Annotated in this window: 22 protein-coding genes and 1 tRNA gene; 12 read left to right on the forward strand and 11 right to left on the reverse strand. The window is 41.3% G+C overall.

Annotation, left to right across the window (positions count from 1 at the left end; translation table 11 throughout):
- Positions 1–398: 398 nt before the first annotated feature.
- Genes floA through QZ576_RS18890 form a run of 4 tightly spaced genes read right to left on the reverse strand, consistent with a single transcriptional unit; the run spans position 399 to position 3579 of the window.
- Entirely contained in the window at positions 399–1382 is a 984-nt protein-coding gene (floA, locus tag QZ576_RS18875) for a flotillin-like protein FloA (protein WP_297099949.1), read from the reverse strand.
- A 3-nt stretch (positions 1383–1385) separates the two neighbouring features.
- Positions 1386–1856 carry an NfeD family protein gene (locus QZ576_RS18880; RefSeq protein WP_297099952.1) on the reverse strand — a complete coding sequence of 157 codons (471 nt, stop codon included), beginning with the start codon at positions 1854–1856 and terminating at the stop codon, positions 1386–1388.
- Between the two features lie 5 nt (positions 1857–1861).
- Positions 1862–2140, reverse strand: a complete 279-nt coding sequence (locus QZ576_RS18885; RefSeq protein ID WP_297099955.1) for an ATP-dependent Clp protease adaptor ClpS — start codon at positions 2138–2140, stop codon at positions 1862–1864.
- Entirely contained in the window at positions 2137–3579 is a 1443-nt protein-coding gene (locus QZ576_RS18890) for a hypothetical protein (protein ID WP_297099958.1), read from the reverse strand. Before QZ576_RS18890 ends, QZ576_RS18885 begins: the two co-directional genes overlap by 4 nt.
- Positions 3580–3733: 154 nt before the next feature.
- Between QZ576_RS18890 and bcp the strand changes: the two genes are divergently transcribed.
- The 7 genes from bcp (at position 3734) to rpe (ending at position 12211) form a co-directional block, all read left to right on the forward strand.
- The gene (bcp, locus tag QZ576_RS18895) at positions 3734–4198 is read left to right on the forward strand and encodes a thioredoxin-dependent thiol peroxidase (RefSeq protein ID WP_297099961.1); all 465 of its coding nucleotides are present in this window, start codon (positions 3734–3736) and stop codon (positions 4196–4198) included.
- Between the two features lie 35 nt (positions 4199–4233).
- The gene (recA, locus tag QZ576_RS18900; RefSeq protein WP_297099964.1) at positions 4234–5241 is read left to right on the forward strand and encodes a recombinase RecA; all 1008 of its coding nucleotides are present in this window, start codon (positions 4234–4236) and stop codon (positions 5239–5241) included.
- A gap of 121 nt (positions 5242–5362) precedes the next feature.
- On the forward strand, positions 5363–7783 hold the full coding sequence (gene thrA / locus QZ576_RS18905; RefSeq protein ID WP_297099967.1) for a bifunctional aspartate kinase/homoserine dehydrogenase I: 2421 nt from the start codon (positions 5363–5365) through the stop codon (positions 7781–7783).
- A gap of 110 nt (positions 7784–7893) precedes the next feature.
- A complete protein-coding gene (locus QZ576_RS18910; RefSeq protein WP_297099969.1) occupies positions 7894–9099 on the forward strand; it encodes a cofactor-independent phosphoglycerate mutase in 1206 nt (401 codons plus the stop codon).
- A gap of 106 nt (positions 9100–9205) precedes the next feature.
- The gene (gene thrC / locus QZ576_RS18915; protein ID WP_297099972.1) at positions 9206–10519 is read left to right on the forward strand and encodes a threonine synthase; all 1314 of its coding nucleotides are present in this window, start codon (positions 9206–9208) and stop codon (positions 10517–10519) included.
- A gap of 165 nt (positions 10520–10684) precedes the next feature.
- On the forward strand, positions 10685–11551 hold the full coding sequence (locus QZ576_RS18920) for an RNA polymerase sigma factor RpoD/SigA (protein WP_297099976.1): 867 nt from the start codon (positions 10685–10687) through the stop codon (positions 11549–11551).
- A gap of 9 nt (positions 11552–11560) precedes the next feature.
- A complete protein-coding gene (gene rpe / locus QZ576_RS18925; protein WP_297099979.1) occupies positions 11561–12211 on the forward strand; it encodes a ribulose-phosphate 3-epimerase in 651 nt (216 codons plus the stop codon).
- Here the strand turns inward: rpe and QZ576_RS18930 are convergent.
- Positions 12203–12454, reverse strand: a complete 252-nt coding sequence (locus tag QZ576_RS18930) for a hypothetical protein (protein ID WP_297099982.1) — start codon at positions 12452–12454, stop codon at positions 12203–12205. The genes rpe and QZ576_RS18930 overlap by 9 nt on opposite strands.
- Position 12455: 1 nt before the next feature.
- Positions 12456–14918 (reverse strand): ferrous iron transport protein B, encoded by a 2463-nt coding sequence (gene feoB / locus QZ576_RS18935; RefSeq protein ID WP_297099985.1) that lies wholly within the window; start codon positions 14916–14918, stop codon positions 12456–12458.
- A gap of 139 nt (positions 14919–15057) precedes the next feature.
- On the opposite strand from feoB, the gene QZ576_RS18940 reads away from it, so the two are divergent.
- Positions 15058–15810 carry a hypothetical protein gene (locus tag QZ576_RS18940; protein WP_297099987.1) on the forward strand — a complete coding sequence of 251 codons (753 nt, stop codon included), beginning with the start codon at positions 15058–15060 and terminating at the stop codon, positions 15808–15810.
- Between the two features lie 190 nt (positions 15811–16000).
- Positions 16001–16077 (forward strand) — tRNA-Arg (locus tag QZ576_RS18945).
- 514 nt (positions 16078–16591) lie between these two features.
- Here the strand turns inward: QZ576_RS18945 and QZ576_RS18950 are convergent.
- Positions 16592–17452, reverse strand: a complete 861-nt coding sequence (locus QZ576_RS18950) for a helix-turn-helix transcriptional regulator (protein ID WP_297099990.1) — start codon at positions 17450–17452, stop codon at positions 16592–16594.
- A 337-nt stretch (positions 17453–17789) separates the two neighbouring features.
- On the opposite strand from QZ576_RS18950, the gene QZ576_RS18955 reads away from it, so the two are divergent.
- From QZ576_RS18955 to QZ576_RS18965, 3 genes are read left to right on the forward strand one after another with little or no spacing between them, the layout of a single operon-like run.
- Positions 17790–19310 (forward strand): hypothetical protein, encoded by a 1521-nt coding sequence (locus tag QZ576_RS18955; protein WP_297099992.1) that lies wholly within the window; start codon positions 17790–17792, stop codon positions 19308–19310.
- A 9-nt stretch (positions 19311–19319) separates the two neighbouring features.
- Positions 19320–20129: an SDR family oxidoreductase gene (locus QZ576_RS18960; protein ID WP_297099995.1), complete on the forward strand. Its 810-nt coding sequence runs from the start codon at positions 19320–19322 to the stop codon at positions 20127–20129.
- A 33-nt stretch (positions 20130–20162) separates the two neighbouring features.
- On the forward strand, positions 20163–22277 hold the full coding sequence (locus tag QZ576_RS18965; protein ID WP_297099998.1) for a hypothetical protein: 2115 nt from the start codon (positions 20163–20165) through the stop codon (positions 22275–22277).
- Positions 22278–22295: 18 nt separating this feature from the next.
- On the opposite strand, the gene QZ576_RS18970 is transcribed toward QZ576_RS18965, so the two are convergent.
- The 4 genes from QZ576_RS18970 to QZ576_RS18985 form a co-directional block, all read right to left on the reverse strand.
- Complete coding sequence (locus tag QZ576_RS18970) at positions 22296–22928, reverse strand: CatB-related O-acetyltransferase (RefSeq protein ID WP_297100001.1); 633 nt, start codon at positions 22926–22928, stop codon at positions 22296–22298.
- Positions 22929–23031: 103 nt separating this feature from the next.
- Positions 23032–24180, reverse strand: coding sequence for a serine hydrolase (locus QZ576_RS18975; RefSeq protein ID WP_297100004.1), 1149 nt, complete (start codon positions 24178–24180; stop codon positions 23032–23034).
- Positions 24181–24233: 53 nt separating this feature from the next.
- Positions 24234–24863, reverse strand: coding sequence for a DUF3575 domain-containing protein (locus tag QZ576_RS18980; protein WP_297100007.1), 630 nt, complete (start codon positions 24861–24863; stop codon positions 24234–24236).
- A gap of 195 nt (positions 24864–25058) precedes the next feature.
- Positions 25059–26849, reverse strand: a complete 1791-nt coding sequence (locus QZ576_RS18985) for a helix-turn-helix domain-containing protein (protein WP_297100009.1) — start codon at positions 26847–26849, stop codon at positions 25059–25061.
- Positions 26850–26918 lie beyond the last annotated feature (69 nt).

The following is a 26918-nucleotide window of genomic DNA, read 5'->3' on the forward strand; positions in this document are numbered from 1 at the left end:
CTAAACCAATAAAACTAATCAAACCTAAACTTATGAACTAAAACTTATGCTGCAAAGATATGCTGAAAAACATGTTCCGGCATCAAAATGGATCAAAAATCGCTTAGAAATGCATATTTTTTAACAAACGCTTAAGCTTCGGAAAAAATTTTAGAAACATTGGCATTGAATACATTCATGATTCCTGAGAGTCATCAAAGGAATGAAGTTGAAACAATACTCGATAAACTTCTCCCTCACTCCCTATCTTCGCGAAGAGAGGGACGATTGTGTCGAAGGCACAATCAGGGTGAGTAAATAATTTTTGAAGCATAATTTGCTATTGATTTTACTCGTCATTCAGAAAAAAAGCCCGCTACAAATTGCAGCGAGCTTTACTATTTTGTCGTTAATACGTTTTATTGATCGTCTGTTTTGCCTTTGTCTTCGTCGGCAATCGACTCACGCATTGTGGTGTCGGCCATTATGTTTTTGTATTTCATGTAATCCATAATTCCAAGGTTGCCGCTACGGAAAGCCTCAGAAATTGCCAATGGTACCTGAACTTCGGCTTCAATAACCTTAGCTCGCATTTCTTGTGCTGTAGCTTTATTTTCCTGCTCAAGCGCAATTGCCATAGCACGACGTTCTTCCGCTTTAGCCTGGGCAATATTCTTGTCTGCCTCAGCCTGGTCCATCTGAAGCACTGCTCCAATGTTTTTACCGATGTCGATGTCAGCAATATCAATCGATAATATTTCAAATGCGGTTCCTGCATCCAGACCTTTTTCGAGCACAACGCGCGAAATAAAATCAGGATTTTCTAAAACTGCCTTATGTGAATGTGATGATCCGATTGACGAAACAATTCCTTCACCAACGCGAGCGAGAACGGTTTCTTCTCCGGCTCCTCCAACCAGTTGTTTAATGTTCGCACGAACAGTTACCCTGGCTTTTGCAATAAGCTGAATACCGTCCTTAGAAACTGCAGTTACGGGCGGTGTATTAATAACTTTCGGATTCACCGACATTTGTACGGCTTCAAAAACATCGCGACCTGCAAGGTCGATGGCGGTTGCCATATTAAAAGGCAGTTCGATGTTTGCTTTTGCGGCAGATACCAGTGCATGAACAACTCTGGCTACGTGACCACCGGCCAGGTAATGCGCTTCCAAAGCATCGCGGCTTAATTCAACATCTGCTTTTGCTCCTTCAATCATTGCGCGAACAATTACCCCCGGAGGTACTTTCCGGAAACGCATTAAGAACAATTGCAGGAGTGAAATTCGTACTCCTGATACCAACGCTGAAAACCATAATCCTATTGGGATAAAATAGAGAATTATAAAAAGTAATACGATTGCCCCGACTATTAATCCCCAGGCACCTACTGCTTCTACCATGTTTTATTTATTTAAAGGTTCAACTATAATTTTATTGGATTCAATTTTTAAAACCCTGATTTCAGTATTGTGGTCGATGAAAGCACCGGTTGATTGTGCCTCCACGATTTCACCATTCACTTTTACTTTTCCCATTGGCGCTAATCTGCCAATCGATTTGCCGGTTTCGCCCACAACAATTTTCTCCCTGTTAATCAGGTCTACTTTTCCTACAATGTTCTTTTCAAGGATCATCTTTTTCCCGGTTCGCGATTTAAAAAAGTAGAAAATCATTGCAGGGGCGAGGATAAGAACTGCGGCCAGAGTTATAAAACCTGCAAGCGTTCCGTATTCGGCAAAAGCCACATACACTGCTCCTCCTAAAAGAAGAAAACCGCCAATTCCGGCGATGGTAACTCCCGGGATCACTGCAAACTCGATGAGCAGCAGTAACAGGCCGAGAAGAATAAGCAAAATAATTGCAAGAATGCTCATATGTATTAGTCAATAGTTGCGTTTAATTCGCGCTCGATCAGTGCATCTTTCATTGGTTTTAGTGCATCAAAAGCTCCTTTTTTAACATCGCATTTACCTTTGTAATGAACCAGCATTGTACATTGTGTAGCCTGTTCGTAACCATGGTCGCAAATATCAATCAAAGCATCGATCACATAATCGAAAGTGTGCACATCGTCGTTATGCAAAGTCAGGAAATTTTCTTCAACAACTCCTTCTCTGAAATCCCCTTTTGGGATCTTTTTTGTCTCTTTCTGCGTCATTTGTCGTTTGCAATTTCTTTAGCTTCACTCAAAGTTATTCTTTTTCCGTTAAAATACGGCACAACATAAGCATCTTCTACACCTTCTCTACGCACTTGTTCCTGCATTTTTACTGCGTCGTCGTAGTTCGTAAGGTTGCCGGTAGTGTACACTACAATGCCGTTTTCGTCGGTGTAATTCTCAATTTTACGAATATATGATAACTTGTCGAATAATCGTTTTACATAGGCCGGTAATCCGCGGCTGTAGGCGCCCAGCTGAATTTTATAGATCAGTTCGTCTTCTGTTGTTTCGTCGGTTTCGCTGGTTGTTGTTCGGGTTACCGGCGCAATTGATGGTGCCACCAGGATAATGGAATCGGGTTTTGCCGGAGTTGATTGCGAATTATAGGCTGCTAAATATTCATCGGCTTGTTTATGAAATGCTTCTATTTCCTCGTAAGAAGCGTCTTGCCAGAACGTATTTTCTTCCTGTTGCGATTGTAGCAGCAATTCTTCGGCAGCTGCACGAAGCTGAAAAATGCTGGTTTCTTTATCCAGAATTTGTTTCCCCAATGTTTGTCGTTCGGTGTACGAGGTTGTGGCACCGTATTTTTTGCGCAATTCGTCGGTATTACTGATCGTTTGTTCCAGCTCTTCTTGTTTGGCCGTTCCTTCGGTATATAGTTTTAAACCTTTTTTTGTTTTGAAAAAAGTAGTGTCGGGATAAGTAATCTCTGCATTTACGACAAAATTTATCGGCTCCGGCAAAACTTCAGCCGGTTCTTCAATAACTTCCGGCTCGGGTATGATTGAGTCTGTAATTGTAGAGTCAACCAAAACCGAATCGTTTGCGGCAAAAACTTCTGTTGAATCCATGATTTCAGAAGCAATTACTGCCTCGCCAATAACCGGGTTAAATGATTCGGGTTCTGTTTCGCGCGGAACGGCAGCCGGCATTACATCGCTTCCTGCAGTTTCGGCAACTTCTTCGGTTTCTTCCTCTTGCTCAAACGGATTTATTTTATCGCGGCATTGTTGCATTTTTTCTGCAAGACCAACTTCCTGTGCTGTTGCATCGTCGGTTTTATTCTTAAATAGCGTATAATAATTTAATGCCTCCTCGAAACGGTTTTTGGCGTGGTACTGAATACCAATATAATAATCGGTTTTCAAAGGCGCTTCACCCAAACTTCCGTTCAGCAGGTAAATGATTTCGTTGGTTCCGTAATGCCCATTTTCGGTACGGCAGGCACCATAATAGTAATTAACCATCAGGTGATCAGGTTTTTCATCCAGCAACTTTTTCAGGATAACCTCGGCATCGGCAAAATTACCTTCGTCGTATAAACGAATAGCTTGCGATAACGGATTTTCCTGACTGCCTCCAAAAACGCTGTTTGACGCAAACAAAAAAATAGAGAATATTGTTAGTAGTGCTAAAACCTTTCTAAAAATCATATATAAATCGGTTCTGTTTTATGTTTGTAAAGCTACAAAAAATCAAGTTTTTTTCAGAGATTAAATTATACTGAAGTAGCAGCTAAGATAAAGATTTGAACTGAGATTTATCATTTATTAAACTATATTTGTAAAATTGAATAATTCGTAAGACATGGCAAATTTAAAAGTTGGAGATAAGGCACCGGATTTTGAAGGTAAAAATCAAAATGGAGAGAAGATCGCTCTTAAAGATTTTGCCGGAAAAAAACTGATCCTTTATTTCTACCCGAAAGACAACACTCCCGGTTGTACAGCCGAATCGTGTAATTTAAACGACAACTACGATGCATGGCTTGAAAAAGGTTTTGATGTAGTGGGAGTGAGCCCCGACAGTGAAAAATCGCATCAGAAATTTATCGAAAAATTTGGGTTTAAATTTAACCTGATTGCCGATACTGAAAAGGAGATTCTGGAGGCTTATGGCGCCTGGGGACTGAAAAAAAATTACGGTAGAGAATACATGGGCGTTTTACGAAAAACCTTTGTTATTAACGAAGAGGGCGTAATCGTCGAAATTTTTGAAAAAGTAAAAACAAAAGATCACACAAATCAGATTATTGAAACTTTAAATCTATAACCTATCTGAACATGACAAAAGAGGAGAGAGCTCAAATGAATAAGGAAAAGCTGAAAGCGCTTCAGCTAACTATGGATAAAATTGAAAAGAGCTATGGTAAAGGCTCGATTATGCGCATGGGCGACCAGGGAGAACAAGATATTCCTGCGATCTCATCCGGATCGATTGCTCTTGATGTAGCTTTGGGTGTTGGTGGATTTCCGAAAGGCCGTGTAATTGAAATCTACGGTCCTGAATCGTCGGGTAAAACAACCCTTGCCATTCATGCTATTGCCGAAGCTCAAAAAGCCGGTGGAATTGCAGCAATTGTTGATGCTGAGCATGCTTTTGATCCGTACTACGCCCGTAAACTGGGTGTTGATATTGATGAACTTTTAATTTCGCAACCCGATAACGGTGAGCAGGCTTTGGAAATTACCGATAACCTGATCCGTTCGGGAGCTTTGGATATTGTAGTAATCGACTCGGTTGCCGCATTAACTCCAAAAGCCGAGTTGGAAGGCGAAATGGGAGACTCAAAAATGGGACTTCAGGCACGTTTGATGTCGCAGGCACTGCGTAAACTTACAGCCAACATCAATAAAACAAAAACCTGCTGTATTTTCATTAACCAGTTGCGCGAAAAAATCGGTGTGATGTTCGGTAATCCGGAAACAACAACCGGTGGTAATGCACTTAAATTTTATGCATCGGTACGTTTGGATATTCGCCGAATCGGACAAATTAAAGATGGCGACGAGGTGAACGGTAACCACGTTCGTGTAAAAGTGGTGAAAAACAAAGTGGCACCACCATTCCGCAAAGCTGAGTTTGATATTATGTATGGCGAAGGAATTTCTAAATCGGGCGAGATTATCGATTTGGGCGTTCAGTTCAACATTATTAAAAAGAGTGGATCTTGGTTTAGTTATGGCGAAACAAAATTGGGTCAGGGACGTGAAACTGTACGTAACCTGATTATTGACAATCCTGAGCTTGCTCAGGAATTGGAGACGAAAATTATTGAAGCCATTACCGGAAAAGTAACCACCACCACAGAATAGATTAAACTGATATAGACAGAATATACCGGGTGAATTGATTCTGTCGATTCATCCGGTTTTTTTATAAGCATGGATTAAATTGAAGTAAGTTTTACAAATATTAATAGATAAAAAAAATCGTATGAAAGTGTTAAAGTTTGGTGGAACATCCGTAGGTTCCGCCGCGAACATTAAACGTGTAAAAGACATTGTACTAAACCAGAACGACGACGTTGTTGTGGTAGTTTCGGCCCTTGGTGGCATAACCGACAAAATTCTAACGGCAGCACACAATGCTGCCTCTGGTACAGGCGACTTTCATACGGAACTTACGGAAATCAGACAAAGACACGACGAGACAATCAATGAACTTTTTAACGGTTCAGGATCGGTAAAAGAAAAGGTTGATGCATTGCTCGACGAACTGGAAAAATTACTTACCGGAATTACTTTGGTGGGTGAATTAACATTGAAAACACTCGATCGAATTGCCGGTTTGGGTGAGCGAATTTCGTCGCATATTGTTGCCGAATTTATTGGTTGTCCACGAAAAGACTCATCGGAGTTTATTCAAACCGACAGTAACTTTGGTAAAGCCACCGTTGATTTTAGCGTAACCAACGAAAAGATCAAAGAAACTTTTGCCGGTTTTAAAGGAGCGGCAGTTGTTCCGGGTTTTATCTCGAAAAATGCAAAAGGCGAATTTACTACGCTTGGGCGCGGCGGATCTGATTTTACTGCGGCAATTTTGGCTGCGGCACTCGATGTTGAAATTCTGGAAATCTGGACCGATGTAAATGGTTTTATGACTGCCGATCCGCGCGTAATCCGCAAGGCTTACACTATTCCGGAGATCACTTATTCAGAAGCGATGGAACTTTCGCATTTTGGTGCTAAAGTGATTTATCCGCCAACAATTTTGCCGGTTTATCAAAAAGGGATTCCAATTCAGATTAAAAATACTTTCGATCCTGAAAACCCGGGAACCAAGATTGTGAAGGGCGTAAAAAATGGTTTCGATCGCCCGATTAAAGGTATTTCATCTATTTCGGGAATTACGCTCGTTACTCTGCAGGGAATCGGAATGGTTGGTGTTACCGGTATTTCAATGCGCTTATTTACTGCATTGGCCAAGGTGAATGTAAACGTGATTCTGATTTCACAGGCGTCTTCTGAGAATTCGATCAGTGTAGCCATTGAAGAAAAAGCACTGGATTTGGCAGAAGCTGCCATTCGCGAAGAATTTGAAAAAGAAATAGCCGCCGGACAAGTAAATAAAATTGAGCTGGAAAGCAGCGTTTCGGTGGTGGCAATTGTTGGCGAGAACATGAAACACACTACCGGTATTGCCGGCAAACTTTTCTCTACAATGGGAAAAAGTGGGGTGAATATTATTGCCATTGCACAGGGTGCGTCGGAGCTGAATATTTCGTGGGTAGTTAAAAACGAAGACCTGCGAAAAACCTTGAATGTGGTACACGAATCGTTCTTCCTGTCGGAGAATGTGGAACTGAATATTTTCCTGATGGGAATTGGTACTGTTGGCGGAAACCTGCTTAAACAGTTAAAGCAACAACAGGAGCGACTGTTAAAAGAAAATCACCTGCGCTTGAAATTGGCCGGAATTGCCAACTCTAAAAAAATGCTGTTTAACCGCGATGGAATCGAAATCGAATCGTTTAAAGAGCAGTTGGATGCTTCGGAGAAAACATCTTCGTTGCAGGGATTTGTTGATGAGATCAAAGAAATGAATATTTACAATTCAGTGTTTGTGGATTGTACGGCCAACGATGCAGTGGCCGAGCTTTACAAGGAGATTTTAAGCTCGAACGTATCCATTGTTACCGCCAATAAAGTAGCTGCTTCATCGGAATACGATAATTATGCCGAATTGAAAAAGATCGCCAAAAAGAAAGGGATTAAATTTCTTTTCGAAACCAATGTTGGTGCCGGTTTACCAATTATCAATACGCTGAACGACCTGGTAAATTCGGGCGATAAAGTGTTGCGAATTGAAGCCGTTCTTTCAGGTACGCTAAACTATATTTTCAATACTATTTCGGCTGATATTCCTTTGAGTAAAACCATTCAAATGGCGAAGGAAGAAGGTTATTCGGAACCCGATCCTCGTGTTGATTTAAGTGGTGTTGACGTGGCTCGTAAAATTCTTATTCTTGCCCGCGAGTCGGGATACAGAATTGAAATGGAGGATATTTCGATCAACCGTTTTGTGCCCGAAGAACTTTTCGCCGGCACGCTAGAAGAATTTTGGGCCGGTGTTCCTGAGTTGGATGCTAAATTTGAAACGGAGCGTCAACGACTAGAAGCTGAAAATAAAAAGTGGCGCTTTGTAGCGAAATTCGAGAATGGTAAAGCCGAAGCCGGATTGCAGGAAGTAGATTCTACGCATCCGTTTTACGACCTGGAAGGAAGCAATAACCTGGTGATGTACACCACAGAACGTTACCATGAATTTCCGATGCTTATAAAAGGATACGGCGCCGGAGCTTCGGTAACTGCGGCCGGAGTATTTGCCGATTTAATAAAAGTGTCGAATATCTAGAACAAAGTTGCTGCAAAAAACATTCTTATAAAAAACAGTAAAAAAACTTTGAAGACCGGTTGCCAACTGCTGTCACCGGATACCGGTCTTCGCCATATTTTCTGAACAACATGAAACACATTATAATTCTTGGCGATGGCATGTCTGACGAGCCACTCGCAGCCTACGGCGGAAAAACTCCGCTTCAAATGGCGAATAAACCACACATCGATTGGCTGGCAAAAAACGGCCAGTCCGGATTATTAAAAACCGTTCCCGAAAGCATGCATCCGGGGAGCGAAATTGCTAACATGGCAGTTTTGGGCTACGATGTTGAAAAGGTTTTTGAAGGCAGGGGAGTGCTGGAAGCTGCCAGTATGGGAGTTGAACTGCAACCCGGAGATTTGGGTTTGCGATGCAACCTGATTTGTGTGGAAGATGAGAAAATTAAAAACCACTCGGCCGGACATATTTCAAATGAAGAGGCCGAAGAGTTGATCGCATTTTTGGATGATAAACTCGGAACTGACAAGATAAAATTCTATCCGGGTGTTTCGTATCGTCATTTGTTGGTGATAAAAGGTGGAGTGAAAGATTTTGCTTGCACACCTCCGCACGATGTGCCGGGAACACCGTTTGCCGATTGTTTGCCAAAAGCAAAAACCGATGCCGCAAAAGAAACTGCAGACTTGGTGACCGAGTTGATTTTAAAATCACAAGAGCTTTTAAAAGATCATCCGGTAAACCTGAAGCGTAAAGCAGCCGGGAAAGATCCGGGCAATTCTGTTTGGCCTTGGTCGCCGGGTTACAAACCGGCAATGCCAACCTTAAAAGAACTATTTGGAATCGAGAATTCAGCGGTTATTTCCGCAGTCGATCTGATTCACGGAATTGGGGTATATGCAGGAATGAAAGTGATTCATGTTGAAGGTGCAACCGGTTTGTACGACACCAACTACGAAGGAAAAGCACAGGCTGCCATCGATGCGCTTAAAGAAAACGATTTTGTGTATTTGCACATCGAAGCCAGCGATGAAGCCGGTCACGAAGGCGATGTAGAGCTGAAAACAAAAACCATTGAATACCTCGACCAACGTGTGGTAAAATACATTCTGGAAGAAACGGCTAAAATGGACGAGGAAGTGGCAATAGCTATTTTGCCCGATCATCCAACGCCGTGTGCATTAAAAACGCATACCCGCGATGCGGTTCCGTTTACTATTTACAAACCGGGCGCTGAACCCGATGCTGTGGAAGTCTACGATGAATTCGATCCAAGAAACGGAGTGTTTGGTACTTTGGAAGGTGACGAATTTATTCGTGCTTTTTTAAAGTAGACATTCACTTTTGGATAACAAAAGGTGTTAAATTTCTGATATATGTCATGTTTTTGGGGTGTTGGGAGTCTTGTCTTCATCCCAAAATTCTATTTTTGTTGGAGTAATGAGATATTATAGTACAAATAAAAATACCCCTGATGTTTCTTTAAAAGATGCAGTTGTAAAGGGATTGGCGGCCGATAATGGTTTGTTTATGCCCGAGCGAATTGAAAAATTCGAGCCTGCTTTTTTTGATGAGATTCAGAACCTGTCGTTTCAGGAAATTGCTTTTGAGGTGGCCAGTAAATTCTTTGGCGAAGACATTGAAGAGGCCAAATTGAAAGAGATCGTTTACGATACGCTGCAATTTGATTGTCCGGTTGTAAAAGTTACCGATTCAATTTATTCGCTGGAACTGTTTCATGGGCCAACGCTGGCATTTAAAGATGTTGGTGCGCGTTTTATGGCGCGTTTGCTCAATCATTTTCTGGGTAAACAAGAGAAGCTGGTAAACGTTTTGGTGGCCACATCAGGCGATACCGGAAGTGCTGTTGCCAACGGTTTTCTTGGAGTTGACGGCATTCATGTTTATGTGCTTTATCCAAAAGGAAAAGTAAGTGATATCCAGGAGTCGCAGTTTACAACACTGGGACAGAATATTACTGCGCTTGAAATTGACGGTACATTCGACGATTGTCAGCATTTGGTAAAAACGGCTTTCCTCGATAACGAACTGAATGAAAAGCTGGTGTTAACATCGGCAAACTCTATAAATGTTGCCCGTTTTCTTCCGCAGGCATTTTATTATTTTAATGCTTATGCCCGCCTTAAAGAAGCAGGGAAATTGGATGATAACGAATTGGTAGTTTCGGTGCCAAGTGGCAACTTTGGAAACCTTACAGCAGGATTGATCGCATCGGAAATGGGATTACCGGTAAAACAATTTATCGCTGCCAATAACGAAAACGATGTGGTTTTTGAATACCTCAACAGTGGGGAGTATAAACCTCGTCCGTCGGTTGAGACCATAGCTAATGCCATGGATGTTGGTGCACCGAGCAATTTTGCCCGTATTCTTGATTTGTACAAAAACGAGCACCCGGTAATTGCCGAAAAAATTAAAGGTTACCGCTATTCTGATGAAGAAATCAGAGAGGTGGTTTTGAAGGTTTACAACGAATGCAACTATTTATGCGATCCGCACGGAGCATGTGGGTATCAGTCGTTAAGCGAATATTTGTCGGACAATGAAATTGGCGTTTTCTTGGAAACCGCTCACCCGGCAAAGTTCACCGAAACAGTGGAAAAGGTTATTGGAAAAGGCAAAGTAGAATTGCCCGTAAAGCTTGCTGCCTTTATGAAAGGCGAAAAACAAAGTGAGCAAATGACCAAAGAATATGAAGATTTTAAAACATATCTTCTGAATCGGCCGGTTTAAAAGCAGAACTGCAGATGAACTGTTGACCGATTTTTATGTTTTAGTTGATGATGATAGATATAATAGGAAAATTATTAAATTTAGAGTGTTACTTTTATCCCCAAAATGTAATATATATTATATAGATTATCATTTTTAAAGAGAATTAATGTTAACAAGAACTATATGAGACAACTAAAAATTACGAAGCAGGTAACTAACCGCGACACCCTCTCGCTGGACAAGTACCTGCATGAAATTGGAAAGGTGGAGTTGTTGTCTGCGGAAAAAGAAGTGGAGTTGGCCAAACGCATTAAAAAGGGTGATCGCCAGGCTCTGGAAACGCTGATAAAAGCAAACCTCAGGTTTGTTGTTTCTGTCTCGAAACAATACCAAAACCAGGGACTAAGTCTGCCCGATTTGATTAATGAAGGAAATTTAGGATTGATAAAAGCTGCGGAACGATTTGACGAAACCCGCGGTTTTAAATTTATTTCGTATGCTGTTTGGTGGATTCGCCAGTCGATATTGCAGGCCTTGGCCGAGCAGTCGAGAATTGTTCGTTTGCCATTAAATAAAATTGGCTCGATCAATAAAATCAACAAAGCGTTTAACAAGTTGGAGCAGGAATTCCAGCGCGAACCAACCGTTGACGAGGTAGCCGAATTAATGGAATCGAAACCTGATCTGGTAGAAGATTCGATGAATTTTTCAAGCACACATGTTTCAATGGATGCGCCACTTCGCGAAGAGGAAGGAAACAGCCTTTACGATGTAATGCTGAATGAAGATTCGCCTGACCCAGATGAGGAGTTGATGGATAGTTCGCTTCGTAAAGAGATCGAGCGTTCATTATCGACTTTAGGGGAGCGCGAGGCTGAAATTCTGCGGTATTACTTTGGATTAAAAGGATACCAACCGCACACATTGGAAGAAATTGGAGACGTTTTTGGATTAACGCGTGAGCGCGTTCGACAGATAAAAGAAAAAGCAATAAAAAAACTAAAAAACCAATACCGAAACAGGTTACTGAAATCATACCTGGGTAAATAAACGAAACTTATGAGAGCTTTGGTAGCACCCTCCATTCTATCAGCTGACTTTAACAATCTCGGAAAAGATATCGAAATGATCAATCAAAGTGAAGCTGATTATATTCATTTTGATGTGATGGACGGTGTGTTTGTCCCGAATATATCATTCGGGATTCCGGTAATTAAGCATGTAAAAAAAATCGCCGAAAAGCCGCTCGACGTACATTTAATGATCGTTGATCCGGATAAATTCATCGAACCTTTTGTTGAAGCCGGTGCATCAATTATTACCGTGCATTACGAGGCTTGTCGTCATTTACACCGCACCGTTCAGTTAATAAAATCGTTTGGAGCAAAGGCGAGCGTGTGTTTAAATCCGCATACTCCTGTAGCTGTTTTAGAGGATATTATCGGTGATTTGGATATGGTGTTGCTCATGTCGGTAAATCCGGGTTTTGGTGGCCAGAAATTCATTGAAAACACTTACAAGAAAGTAGCTCAGTTACGAGATATGATTGACACTGCAAAAGTAGACTGTAAGATTGAAATTGATGGTGGTGTAAACTACGAAACAGGTAAAAAGCTGCTCGACGAGGGAGCTGATGTACTTGTTGCCGGAAGTTTTGTTTTTAGTGCTGATAATCCAAAAGAAATTATCTCCGGATTGAAATCACTGTGATGACGGTACTACGTTGTCGTGGCACTCTTCAATATTCTTTTCAATAACCTTTCGTGGTAAATCACGCAATGCACAGTCGCCTGCAGCGCATTCGGAGCAGTTGTGTACCATGGTTATTTTGTCCTTCTTAAAATCGGTTGTTTTGGATTTTGCAGCCGGCTTGAAAAAACGACGATACATTTTTAGTCCTGCCCAAAAAACGGCAGCTGCAATAATCAGATATGTCAGAATTTCCTGGATCATATTAAATGAATAACATTCCGATATTATAAGTTACAAACGCAGCAACCCACGCCAATGCAGTAGTGTAAAAAACCGAAAACGCGGCCCATTTCCACGAACCTGATTCGTTTTTAATGGTTGCCACAACGCCAATACATGGGAAATACAGCAAAATAAAAATAATAAATGCCAGTGCGGCTGGTGTGGTAAATACCTCCTGACCTTTATATTTTCCTAGCTGATGAACTTCGTTTTGTAATTTCTGCTGCAGGTTTATGGTTGTTTCGCCATCCTGCGTTTGGTAAAGCACGCCCATTGTACTTACCACAATTTCTTTAGCCGGCAATCCTGCAACTATTGCAATACTCATTTTCCAGTCGAAACCAAGCGGACTCATTATCGGTTGAATCAGCTTTCCTGACCGTCCAAGATAAGAGTTTATCAAACGGTCGGATTCCATCGCATGGTCAACCTCCGCAATGCGTTCTTCTTTTTGTACTTCGGGTAACTCCGAGTTTGTTATTTGCTCAATTTGTGCTTCAAAACCTGCTGTATTTTCTGTTTTGCGCGGGAAATACTCCAGCGCCCAGATGATGATCACCCCCAGCAAAATAATGGTCCCGATCTTTTTCAGATAATGTTGCGTTTTGTCCCACATATGGTACACCACATTTCGGAATGTTGGCAGACGATAGGTGGGGAGCTCCATTACAAATGGCGTCTCTTTATTCTTAAATACCGTTTTGTTGAGAACCTGCGCCGTAATAAACGCAAATAAAATTCCAACGGCGTAAATTCCTATCAATACCCAGGCTTCGTATTTCTGGAAAAAGGCTGAAATAATAAGTATATAAACCGGCAGCCGTGCACTGCACGACATAAACGGAATGATAAGCATGGTAAGAATCCGGTCGCCACGATTTCGCATGGAACGGGTTGCCAGAATCGCCGGAACATTACATCCAAAACCCATTATCATTGGGATGAACGAACGGCCGTGCAAACCAAAACGGTGCATAATATTGTCCATAATAAAGGCGGCACGCGCCATGTATCCCGAACCTTCGAGCAAGGATATAAAAAAGAACAAAATAAGGATGTTGGGTAAAAATACCAGAACACTTCCGGCCCCACCAATTATTCCGTCAACCAGCAGGTCGTTCAGCATTCCGTCGGGGATAATATTGCCCACAAAATTACCCAATGCAACTACTCCTGCATCAATCCAATCCATTGGGTAAGCCCCCAATTTAAAGGTGGTCCAGAAAATGAAAAACAGCAGTGCGGTAAATATCGGAAATCCGAGGTAGCGGTTCGTTAGCACGCTATCAATCTTCTCCGACTGGGTTTTCTTTTCCTTGCGTTTGTTACTGTACGTTTCGCGCAAAGCCCCGGCAATAAAACTGTATTTGGCATTGGCAATAACGGTTTCGCTATCGTCATTTTCCAGCAGTTCTATCTTCTTTATTTCTTTCAGGGTAACTTCCTGTATTTCATCGTAATTAGAGTATTTCGACAGCAGTTCGATTACCTGGTTGTCTTTTTCGAGCAGTTTAATGGCCAGAAAACGAGACGAGATTTTATCCGTAATCGGTTTGTCTTCTTTTATTTTCTGACGAATAGTGCGGATCGACTTTTCAAGCTCCTTGCCATAGTTGATATGGATATGGCGTGAAAAGTTGTCGCGGCCCTCGAAAACTTCAATCACCTTTTCAATTAAGTTATCAAGTCCCTGTCCTTTAGAACTGACCGTTGGAATAAGCGGAATACCTACCAGTTTCGATAACTCTTCCTTGTCGAGTTTAAGTTTGTTCTTTTCCAACTCGTCGAACATGTTCAGGGCCATAATAACCCTTAAATCCATGTCGATTAATTGTGTGGTAAGAAACAGGCTTCGTTCCAGGTTGGTCGAATCCAGTACGTTAATTACAATGTCGGGAGTTTGTTCGTAAATAAATTTCCTTACAAATATTTCTTCTTTCGAATAGGCCGTCAAACTGTAAGTGCCGGGCAGGTCGAAAAAGTTAAACGTATACTCACCACTTTTAAAAGTAGCTTTGTGAATATCAACCGTAACACCGCTGTAGTTTCCAACTTTTTCTTTCGATCCGGAAATAAAATTAAACAGCGTGGTTTTTCCGCAGTTGGGATTTCCAACCAGCGCAATATTGATTGTTTTGGTACGCGCCGACTGGTCGATTAGATCGATATGCCGGTCGATGGTACCTTCAAAATTATCTGTTGATGTTTTTTTGAACTCGGCGGCCGGAATAACCTCAATCTGGTCGGCTTCCGATTTCCGCAGCGTAATATTGTAGTTCAGAATTTTGTATTCGCTGGGGCCTTTAAATGGGGAATTCTTGATGGCCCGAACCTCGTTGCCACGGATAAATCCCATTTCAGTAATCCTCTTCCGGAACGAACCATGACCTAAAACTTTGGTGATAACCACCGGCTCATTATTTCTTGCTTCGCTTAATTTCACTCTCCCCTGCTTTCTGTATTTAATTTAAATAAAAATAAGCGTACAAATATATTTAAATTCCGATGATAAAAAATAAAATATATTTGTTCTTTACATAGTTACAACAAGTGACTATTTTTGTTCGAACGAAGGAGGTAAAATGGAGGAAGATAAATTTTATAATAACATTCAAAAAGCGTTGGACGATCTGCCCGATAACTTTAGTATTCTGGAAGAACAGATAGATGTTGGTATTCAGATGAAATACTTTGAATTTGCCAAGCTGTTGAAAGACATGGATATATCGGAGGAATGTTTTGAGGCCAGAGAAGAACTTTTTGACAAGGAAGTTGATGAAGAACGTAAAAAGGAGATACTGACTGCCATTGCCGTTTACGACGATGTGAAAGCGTACCGAACGCTTGAAAAGTTTGTGGACGAGGCCGAAGGCGACCTGAAACAGTGGGGAACACTGGCTTTGCAGGAAAGCAGAATGCTGATGCATAGCTCGTTACTCGATGAGCAACAGGTGTTTATATCGACCGGGCTGGGTGGAAAAGGTAAGAAATTGCGGTATTTTGTGGTGTTTCTTTCGGTTCACGAAAATGAAATGTTAAGCGAAACGCAACAAAAGCTTCTTAAAGATGAGTTAATATTCGAGCTCAATAAACAGGAAGGAGTGTTTGAATCGATGGACTTTATGGAAGGTTTTTCATCGGCTTTGGTAATGTTGCCGATTACTGCCGAGATAAAAGATACATTTCAGAATGTGATTAACGAATGCAATCAATACGGTGGCTTTTTGCGCGAAGACATGGTGATAACCAATGTTAAGATTCTTTCGCGCGGAGAGATCATTCAACTAATACATCAAAAGAAAAATAAACCTGGCGATGCATTGGAAGAAGAATGAGAATAATGTGGTCATTGACGATAAAAAAAGGAAAAAATACTCGTTATGAGGCTGTTGATTGGCGCTTGAATATTACAGTGGGAAGGGCTGAAGAAAAGGAATTGTAATTAATTTCAAAAAAATCTTGCGCAGATTTGTATTTATACAAATAAGCGCTATATTTGCACCGCTTTTAAAGCAAACAGGTACTGGACTTGTAGCTTAATTGGATAGAGCACCGCACTACGGATGCGGAGGTTGCAGGTTCGAGTCCTGCCAGGTTCACCAGAAAAACAAAGAGTTGTAAGATGTATTTCTTGCAACTCTTTTTCGTTTGCAGCCATCATAAATTTATCCTCTTTACATTATCAGATCCGGTTAATACCAATAACTTATTCGTTAATTAAATCTGTTTCGGTGGTGGGCAAACAGTAGGATACTCACAATGCTTCCAACTACAATGATCAGGTTAACCATTACTTCACCCAATGTTATAATTTGTAATTCTTCCATAACTGTATATTTATAAGATTATTAATTGTTCATTTTAAGAATGTATAATTAGCATGGTAATCAATGTGAAAAAAGAGGCTGTCATAATAACTGCCGCAATGCCTAAATACTTCTCAATTGTTGTTTTCATCTTTGTTTTGCTTTATAATATGAATAATTACATAGGCAAAAGTAAAGCAGAAGCAAGGAAAAGGGTATGACAGAAAATGTCAGATAATTCCGACAAGAAGTTAAGAAATGTTAAGCATGAAGTTGATATTGATCGGTATACTGCTGTTGGAACAAATTTCTATTTCGACAGAAATTCATTAAAATTACCGCTAAGGAAAGTGGCTTTTTGGTCGGGATGATCATCCAAAATCCGCTCCCAGATTACATTAAAACCCATTTCGCGAAATCTTTCAACTTTTAGTTCCTGGTAGGTTGTTCCGGCAAAAATGTAATTATTCAGTTGTCGTTCTTTAAAATAAAAAAGCAGCTTGTTTACTAAATAGAAATTGTTGTCGGTAGAATTCGAGTAAATGGAATAAAAATAAAAAACCATCGGATCTTCGTCGAAATGCCTCGAAAGGTCGTTCATCGTCAATTGATGTTCTTCTTTCTTTCGGTCACGAAGCATTCCGTAAGCCTCATATTTTAATGGTAAAATTGCCAAATGCCCACCATGATATCCTGAATGGTCGCGAATAACAAGGTTCAGTTCGGGCAATAATTTGGCTGCAGTTTTAACTACATCCTGTCGTATCGGTGTTTTATTCTTTTGGTTTTCCTGAATATAGGAGATAAAATTGAAGTCCCTGTCCAGTTCCAGTTTATCAATCCGGCTTGTTTCGTGGGTTATCTCGGTTTTAAAATCTTCTGCGTTTCGTACAACATTCGAAAGCAATGTGAGCGAATACATCCATTTTTTAAAATCGAAATATACCGGCATGGGTAAATTGGTATTCAGATTACGAATAAGCTGATGCGGAACGCCAAAATCCTCAACAAGTAACTTCTCCTTGTCCGATTTTATGAGGCTATCGTTATTCTCCCATCTGATTACCGTGCGAACATCAACATCCATCATGGCTGCAAAATCGAGTTGAGTCAGCTTTCGGTGTTTTCTGTAGTCAACCAGGAATTCTCCGAGTTTATAGAATCTTTTCATGTATTCGAGTTTAAAAGGTGTAGCTAAGTTAAAATAAAATAGTAAACTAACATGCCAGATCCGGTTGTTAATGAATAAGATAGTGGATGTGACTGGATACTCTGCATTATTGTCAGAAAACAGAGGGAATAGAATGATATCGAAAATTATGATTTCGGATAGCCAGGTGAGGGGAGAGTTCCCCTTTTGTTTTTTAAAGAACCAGCCCATTGTTTTTACGCTCAAATCTTCTGAAATCTATTTTTTGCACTAAATAATCATATTTATTTCTGAGCAATTATTTAATGTTGATTTTCCTAAAAATTAGGTAGATTTAGCGTTAGCTAAACTAAAACTTATGCAAAAATCAATACATCAAACTACACTCGTTTTTGTACTCACAATTTTTTTCGTTGGTTCAATATGGGCTCAGAATGATAGAAATACGCCAACATTGAATCTTGCGAACCTTAAACAAGTTGCCGAAGTTGAAGAACGTTATCAGTCGGTAAATGTGGAAATGTGCGAAGTGGTGGGAGGCGACTTCTGGATTCCATACGAGTTGGTGGACGCCGAAAAAGTAAAAGCTGAAGGTTTTGCTGCCTTAAAAAGAACGATCCCGGCAGTAAATCTCTACGATAAAAAGTTGCGAACGCTTGCCGCGGCTTTGGGACCAATGTACATCCGTGTTAGCGGAACCTGGGCAAACACAACCTATTTTCAGGATAATGATGAACCAAAATTGGAAACGGCTCCTGATGGCTACGAAAATGTATTGACAAGAGCCGAGTGGAAAGGTGTTATCGATTTTTGCAAGGCAACCAACTCAAAGCTGGTTACTTCGTTTGCTATCAGTGATGGAATTCGCGATGAGGATGGCAACTGGACGCCGGTACAGATTGAGCCACTTATTAATTTCACAAAATCGTTGGGGGGAGAAATTTACGCTGCCGAAATGTTTAACGAACCTTCGCATGCCGGTCATGGCGGAGCTCCCGAAGGATACGATGCCGCCTGGTATGCCCGGGATTTTGAGTTGTTTAATGATTTTGTTGATTCGGCTTATCCTGAAATGAAAATTCTGGGGCCGGGATCAACCGGAGAAGGAGGACTAATTCCGGGTGGCACCATCTCAACCGATGATATTATGACCGCAACTCCAAATCCTGAATTTCAAGTTTTTACCTACCATTATTATGGTGGTGTATCTCAACGGTGCAGGGGAGGATTAACTCCTGAAAACGCCTTAACAAAAGATTGGCTGAGTAAAACCGAGTTGGGTTTAAAGTATTATGAAAATGCCCGTAATAAATATCAGCCAAATGCACCGATTTGGTTAACAGAAACTGCCGAAGCTGCGTGTGGAGGAAATCCGTGGGCAGCAACTTATGTTGATTGTTTTCGCTATTTGGAGCAGTTGGGAAGGCTGGCGAAAAAAGACGTTCAGATAGTGATGCACAATACACTTTGTGCCAGCGAGTATGCTTTGCTGGAGCAGGAAACTCATGATCCACGACCAAATTATTGGGCAGCCGTGCTTTGGAATAAATTTATGGGAACCAAAGTGTACAATATGGAAACGCAGACTGACGGGCCGGATATTTTTATTCATAACCTAAAGAACTCAAAAAATGGCTTTGCAGTTATGATCGTAAATCCGGAGGATAAAGAAACATCCATTGAAATCCCGGCAAACGCAGAGCGGTATCTGCTAACCGCTGATGAGATTTTAGCAAAATCTGTCCGATTAAATGGCGAGCTTCTCAAACTAAATTCTAACGATACATTACCCGAAATAAAAGGGGAAAAAGTCAAAGCCGGAGAAGTGAAAATTCCGGGACAGAGTATTTTATTTCTTACTTTTAGCAATAACGAATAGACACATAATATGAGATTGAATAAAAAACTAATAATTGTAACCGGCGGTGGTAGTGGAATGGGCCGCAATCTTGTTCTTGCCTTATTAAAAAAAGGAGCTCGCGTGGCAGCTATCGATATCAACGAAAAGGGATTGGAAGAAACAGCGACATTGGTTGCTGAAAAGAAAGAAGCGTTAGCAACTTTTAAGTTAGACATTACTGATAAATTGGCGGTTGAGACTACCATTAGTCAAATCATTTCAGAGATGGGACCGGTTGACGGTATCATTAACAATGCAGGAATAATACAACCTTTTAAAAAGCTGAACGAGTTGGATTATTCGGTCATTGAACGAGTGCTGAATGTAAACTGGTGGGGAACAATGTATATGACCAAAACACTGTTGCCGCACCTTTTAACAAGGCCTGAAGCACATATTGTAAATGTTTCGAGTATGGGAGGCTTTTTTGCGTTTCCCGGGCAAACCATTTACGGTGCATCAAAAGCCGCTGTAAAAATGATGACTGAAGGATTGATACAGGAGTTAAGAGATACAAATGTGAAAGTATCTGTAGTTTTTCCAGGAGCAGTGAATACAAATATCATGTCAAATTCGGGACTTGAAAATGCTGTTGACCCCGAAGAAGCCAGCAAACAAAATATGATGTTGTCGGCCGATCAGGCAGCAGAAATTATCATCACCGGCATTGAAAAAAACAAGAAACGGATTTTTGTGGGGAAAGACGCAAAAATTATGGATATACTCTATCGCCTTAGCCCCAACCGGGCAGTTGGTTTCATCGCTAAAAAAATGGGACATCATTTACCAAAAGACTAATCAAGATTAAAAACTGAATTAAACTATAAACTTATGTCATTTCGTAATACTACCATACTGTTTTTTGTGATGTGCATTTTTGTCAGTAATGCACAGGCGCAGAATTTAGTGAATGCTCAACTTGCATTTGAATCGGCCGAAGCTATTTTTAGCAAACCTTTTATCGATATTGATGAATGGCGCGATGTGCCTGTTCGACATCATTACGTTCATGGTGGTTTTGAAGGAAGCGACACCCGTTTTTCATTCTATTTTCCTGAAAAGGACAACTACGAAGGTCATTTTTTTCAATATGTAACTCCTGTTCCCGACAGTGAAAATCTTTCGCAGGGTGCGGAAGGTGAAGCCGATAAAATTGGCTTTTGTGTTACCCACGGAGCCTATTTTATCGAGACAAACGGGGGCGGTGCTACCTATACGTATGGCTCGAGTGTTGATCCGTTGATCGGGGCTTACAAGGCAAATGCGGCTTGTGCACAGTTTTCGAAAGTAGTTGCAGCCCGGTTGTATGGCGAGCATCGTACTTACGGATATATATTTGGTGGTAGCGGTGGCGCATACCGCACAATTGGCGCCATTGAAAATAATGTGGGTGTTTGGGACGGCGCAGTTCCGTATGTGATTGGTTCACCGATGGCTATTCCCAATATGTTTACCATCAGGATGCATGCGATGCGTATTTTACGCGATGTATTTCCGCAAATCCTTGAAGCAGTGGAACCCGGTGGAAGTGGTGACATGTATGCCGGGTTGAACAATGAACAAAAACAAGCACTTGAGGAAGCCACTAAAATGGGATTTTACCCACCATCGTGGTATGCTCACGAAACGATGGGAATACATGCGTTTGGAGTGCTTTATCCGGGAGTAGCAATGGCCGATCCCACTTATTTTACAGATTTCTGGACCAAGCCGGGTTATTACGGATACGATCATCCGGAGTCGTTTAAAAACGATCGTATGCAACACGAAGCAAAAATTGCTAAGACCTTGACTTTAGCGGAGGGACAAAAAATGGGTTTGCCGGTTGCTGCAATGCCGGGACAGGCGCGTGGAACTGCCGATCAAGCCTGGCAAAATATGGAACAAAAAGAACAAGAAATTCCGGTGGCGCTGCAGCTCGAAACAAAAATGCCGGAGGTTCAATTTCTTGGAGGAGATTTGATCGTAAAAACCGGAGATGCTGCAGGTCAGACAATTCCATTAAGAACGATAACTGACGATGTGGTGGTTTTTGGTGCTACGGCCGAGGATGTTTTATCAAAACTAAAAGTTGGTGATGTGGTTCAGGTTGATAATTCGAATTTTCTGGCGGCACAAACGTATCACCGTCACCAGGTTCCAAAAGATGGTTATCCAACGTGGGATCAGTTTCGCGATGCCGATGGAAATCCGATTTATCCGCAGCGGCCAATGGTATTGGGGCCAATGTTTGCGATGGGCGCTTCGGGCGTAATTCCAAACGGAAGTATAAAAGGAAAAGTGATTGCTTTGGAAAATCTGTGGGATACGGAAGCTTTGCCCTGGCAGGGGGACTGGTACCGGCAGCAGGTGCAAAAAAATCTGGGCGATAAAACAGATGATAACTTCCGGCTTTGGTACACCGACCATGCCAACCATGCTGATTTCCCTTTTCCGGGAGATCCGAACTATATTGTGAGCTACCTGGGCGTTTTGCAACAGGCACTGCTCGATTTAAGCAGCTGGGTGGAAAAAGGAATAGAACCGGCTGCTACTACTAACTACAAAGTGGTTGACGGGCAGGTTATAGTTCCGGAAAGCGCTGATGAAAGAGAAGGAATTCAACCCGTTGCAGATGTAACCATCAATGGATCAAAAAGGGCAGATATTTCTGCAGGAGAGTCGGTTACCTTTAATGCTGTTGTTGAAATACCAAAAGGACAAGGGAAACTGGTTTACGCTGCCTGGGATTTCGACGGTTCAGGAGAATATAAAAATGTTGTGGACCTGGCGAAAGTTAAAATTTCCAGAGATGGTTCACGGGTAGAGTTTTCGCAAAAACAAGTGTTTACTGAGACGGGAACACATTTTCCTGTGTTACGGGTGGCAGCGCAACGGAACGGTGATGCCGAAACTCCATTTGCCAAAATTTATAATCTGGATCGGGTTCGAGTTGTCGTTAATTGAAGCAGACTATTAGTTTACTTACTCAGCGAGCTTGTGAAGTTCTTCGATATCAGTTCCGCTCAGCACTTGTACCGATTGGGTAATTTTTTCAATATCCCAGTCCCACCATTTTAGCTGAAGCAGAACTTCAATTTGTTCTTCTGAGAAACGTTTCCGGATTGTTTTTGCAGGATTGCCGCCAACAATAGCGTAAGGTTCAACATCTTTTGTTACGGTTGAATTTGTTGCAATAATTGCTCCGTCACCGACTTTAACTCCCGGCATAATCGTCGCATTGCTTCCAATCCAGACATCGTTGCCAACTACCGTATCTCCTTTATATGGAAATGATTTTCCGTCCATTGCATTTGCCCAGTCTCCGCCGAAAACAGAAAACGGGTAAGCGGAAATAGAGTCGGAAAGGTGGTTTCCGCCATTCATTATAAATTTAACGCCGGATGCAATCATACAAAACTTGCCAATGATGAGTTTGTCGCCCACAAAATCGAAATGATATTTCACATTTTTCTCAAAGTTGTTTACGTCTTCAAAATCATCATAATACGTGTAATCACCGACAATGATATTCGGATTTTTGATGATGTTTTTCAAGAAACACAAGCGATCGTAGTGGGGGAGTGGAAATGTTTTGTTTTTGTCCGGAATATTCATGATTGTTCGTTTAATGATGGGTATTTACCTGACTGAAACGTAAAAGAAATCATTTAGTTTATGCGTACCAAATTTGGGAGCTAGCATGTCGATTTTATAATGTCTAACTTTTTGATCTTTTTGTTTTTTGAATTAGTGCAAGCACCTTTGCCATTATTACAAGCGATCCTTTAACTTCCTCGGTTTGATTGAGCGTTCCCGCCAGGTAAACATCCAGTTCGGGGCAATAAAACATAAACGACCCGGTGCTTCCCGAATGGCCAATTATTGTAACATCGGGTAGCGTTGGAAACAGCTTTCTGAAAGCGACTTTGCGCAGACCAAATCCGTATTCCATACCACGTGTTTCGGGCACCCAGTTTTGCATTGTTTCCAAAGTTTCAGCAGAGATAATCTTACCCGAAAAAAGCGCATGTTGGAATTTTATCAAACCGCTGCCTGTAGAAACCAATCCTCCGCCGGCCCAATCTGCACTGAGACTTGTAATTGTGCTCACTTCAAAATCGCCGGCAAATGCTTCAGCCAATTTTGATGTATTTTCTAATGGTTCCGATCGCATGTACATCCAGGTGTGAGTCATGCCGAGTGGCTTAAAAAAGTGCTTTTCAAAATAACTGTGCAAGTTAGTCCCGCTCAGTTTTTCTATTATTAAACCGAGCAGAACATACTCAGTATCCGTGTAGTTAAATCCGGTGCCGGGAGCAAATAATGGCTGCATTTTCGTTTTTGCAAACTCAATAGTTTCAATTGGCTGCCAGAATCTGTCCGGTTCATTAAACAGCAACTCCATCATATTGGCGCTGCCGTCAATGGTTTCTCCTTCGAAATAATCGGGCAGACCCGAAGTGTGTTGAAGTAAATGCGCAATCGTTATTTCATCAGAATAATCTACCCCGTTATAAACATGCAAGCCTTGCATAATCGAATCGGGCAAATACATGTTAATCGGATCATCGAATTTTAGAGAACCTTGCTCCACCAGTTGTGCAATGGTGGTGGCAGTAAATGTTTTCCCGATGCTGGCTGTTAAAAACGGATTGTCAGTGCTAACTGTTTCGCCACTCTGAAATGTACCGCCTGCAAAGTTCCATTCGATAGAAAGGGAGGGAGAATATACACTCAAAAACGCATTGTGTATATCGTTCTTATTGATTTCTTCCTTGAATAGTTTTTCGGTTTTCAGCTCTATTCTCTCATTGTTATTTTTATTCGAGCACTGCAAAAAAAATCCCAGCGCAATAAATAGCACCATTACGCCGAACTTTGATTTATTTACTATTGAAACATACATGGCCTGAAATTTACTTAAAATGCGTAACCGATTGAAAATTCGCCCAAAAATCCATTCATAAAAGTATAATCATCGCGAAATACATCGATGGCATCCAAAGCTGCCTGGCTCGAATTGTTCACTTTTAACTCGTCGTAAGCATAACCGTAACCCAATGCAAAGTTCAACGAAAGACCATTCTTCCAAATCCAGCGTTTACCAACATTCAAACCGAGAGTACATTCCGGAAGTTTGAAATCGAAATCTCCGTTTTCCAACGAACCATCGCCTTTAATTTTGCGGTAACGCGCAAAAGCTCCTGCGTAAAACGAGTTCAATCCGCCACCAATGTGGTAACGGTAGTTTAAGATCACCGCTTTCCCGCTCGATTCAATATTGGCATCAGAATAGGTGTCGGGAATAGTTTCCAAATCACCACGTAAAACCAGTCCGTGATTTTCGCCAAAAAGATGCTCAACATTGGCCGAGTAAAATCCGACAACAATTCCTCCCGGGCAAACATTTATGGCCGTGCGTGCCGGACTTATCCATCGCTCCTTTTCTTTTTTTGTGTTTTCATTGCTTTGGGCAGCTGCATTTCCAACAAAAAGTACTGTCGACATCATTAATGCTAAATAAGCCAGTCTTCTTGTTTTTCTCTTCATTGTAGTTTTTCTACTTTGTGTTTTCATTTCAATTAAATTTTGTTTTCTGTTTTTGAATTGTTTTGACACTGCAAAGATGAAGTAGAAAAAAGAGTCAATCGTCCGAATATGTAATTCCGCACTCATTGGTGAGAATCCGTACTTTTGGAGATTTTAGATTTGGAAGATGGATTTGCCCCGGTTAAAGGACAAAAATTATCCTTTTATGCTTTTCAACCAGCTGCCGGGCGTTATGCCTTCAGCCTTTTTAAAGTAGGCGTTAAATACGGTTTTTGAATTAAAACCACTCTCGTAAGCCATTCCCAGAATAGTTAGGTGTGCGTTTTTAGAATCGGTGGCCAGTTGTTTAAAATGAACCAGCCGGAATTGGTTAATAAACTCGTTAAAGTTCATTCCCGTTTTTTCGTTGATGAGGTACGAAAGTTTGTTGGGGTGAAGTTCGAGCATTTCGGCCAGTGTTCGCAGGCTTAGCTGCGCATTCAGAAATGGTTGTTCCGTTTCGATGAAAGTAACCAGCTTTTCTATTTGTTCATCTTGTACCGGAAATTCTGATTCCGCCTTCTCTTCTTTGGCGGGTAGATTTTTAGTCTCTTCTTCAAGTACAAAATTTGAGGTATGTAATTTCCCGAAATCGTCAAATTTATGAAGTGGTTCCAGAGATGGATCTTGCCTGAAATTGATGACTTGACCACGTTTTTGAGTAATATATTTATTCAATAAATCTAAGGCTTCCTGCTGATGCTCGGTATTGGCCAATATAAAAAGTTCGTACGGAACCATTTGTCGTTTGTCTTCGGCCGTAGATTTCCAGCTTTTTAAAGTTGATTCGGGCAAGGTTTTGAGCCCTTTGTTTCGCACATTAAAATAGATTTGTTTTAATTCCGGATTAGGAGTGTTGGTTATGGCTTGTAAAAACTGATCTTCTTTGTTCAACCAGATCAGGCACAAAATCCGGAGTTCACGTGCGAGAATAAAATCGGGATTAATTTCCAATGCCTTTTCAACAAGTTTTAGTGCCGTATCAAATTGACTCTGGTAATAATTAATATGCGAAAGCGTGTAATAATGGTTGGCCGAAAGCGGATCCACTTTCATGGCCTTTTGAATATATTCTTCGGCTTGCTGAAAGTAGCCGTGAGAAAGAAGCAATTCGGCCATGGCCTCCAGTCCGTCGGTAAATTTGGGATGCTGGTTCAGGGTTTCTACCAATTGCTTGTAGGTGGCTTTAAAATCCCATTCCATCCAAAAAGTACGGCCAATAAACGACTGCCCATATTCAGGAAGTGATTTATCGAGATCGCTGGCAATCATAAAATTTCTGATCGCAATTTCAAAACCTTTTTCAGCGGGCATATAACCCCAGGCCGCCAGCAATCCGTAACTCTGCACTAACCCGTAATAAGCCCGCGCATATTTTGGGTCCAGCTGAACGGCAGCTTCGTAATATTTTGTGGCTTCGGCTATTGAATCGGCGTCCCATTTCAATTGTAAGAAATGCCCTTTCAGAAAAAGTTCGTAAGCTTTCATACTCGTTGTGGGCTTGCTTACAAGCTGATCCTGAATATTAAAGTGCCCAAAATTATCGCGAATTTGATTGGCAATAAGCAGACTGATTTCATCCTGAAGTGCGAAAATATCTTCAATTTCGCGATCGAAATTTCTCGACCAGAAATGTGTGCCGTCCGTAGCATTTATTAACTGAGCTGTAATACGAACGCGGCTTTGTACTTTTCGCACACTACCTTCAAGCACCGATGAAACGTCCAATTGCCGGGCAATATCGCGCACATCAATGTTTTGGCCTTTAAACGCAAATGAAGAGGTGCGGGCAATAACTTTTAACCCGTCGATTTTGGTTAAAGCGTTAATAATTTCCTCGGTGATCCCATCGCTGAAATACTCGTTATCCGCATCCGAACTCATGTTCACGAAAGGGAGAACAACAATCGATTTATCGGTATGTATATGGGAAGTTACTTCACCCATTTGGTTGTTAGCTACTTGTTTTATGTTGTATCTAACAAAATAAATGATTCTTGGTTGATAATGTCCGCA

Source organism: uncultured Draconibacterium sp., assembly GCF_913060805.1.
Lineage (GTDB): Bacteria > Bacteroidota > Bacteroidia > Bacteroidales > Prolixibacteraceae > Draconibacterium.